The organism is Nguyenibacter vanlangensis, assembly GCF_013376155.1.
Taxonomy (GTDB): domain Bacteria; phylum Pseudomonadota; class Alphaproteobacteria; order Acetobacterales; family Acetobacteraceae; genus Gluconacetobacter; species Gluconacetobacter vanlangensis.
On the sequence record NZ_JABXXP010001192.1, the window covers coordinates 1 to 601 of the forward strand.

Below are 601 nucleotides of genomic sequence, written 5' to 3' on the forward strand. Positions count from 1 at the left end.
GACCGGCAGCGCCAGCAGCCAGCGATCCGCCCGCAGCCTGACGGACGGCCGGCGCAGCATGATCCGGCCCAGCGCGACCAGCGCCAGCAGGACCGGCGGAACGGCAGGCCCGTAGCGGCCGAGCCAGTCGCCGGCCTGGATCATCAGTTGCGTCGAAGCCGGCAGGGTGGCCCCGTTCTGCGCGAAGAGGGGCGTGAATTGCGGCAGGACCTGGGTCAGCAGCAGGTAGATCGATCCGGTCGCGGCCAGGGTCAGGATGGCGGGATAGATCATCGCCGATTGCACGGTCGCGGCCAGGGCCCGTTCCCGCTCCAGCAGCAGCGCCAGCCGTTCCATGGTCGGCGCCAGGTCGCCGCTAGCCTCGGCCGCGCGGACCATGCCGATATACAGGCGCGGAAAGCTGCCGGGATAGCGCCCCATCGCCACATGCAGCGCCCGGCCGTCGCGCACCCTCGTGCGCACGCCGTCCAGCACGGCGCGCACCCGCGCCCGCGGCATGGTCTCCACCAGGAAGCGCAGGGCCCGGTCGATATCCTGCCCCGCGCCCAGCATGACCGCCAGTTCGCGCGTGATCGCCGCCAGTTCGGGGCGGCGCAGGTCC

At 72.7% G+C, this 601-nt stretch carries 1 protein-coding gene; it reads right to left on the bottom strand.

Going from position 1 to position 601, the window contains the following annotated elements; genetic code table 11:
* Positions 1-601, bottom strand: a 601-nt coding sequence (locus HUK84_RS22055) for a type II secretion system F family protein (RefSeq protein ID WP_176642023.1), incomplete at both ends; no start/stop codon positions are given.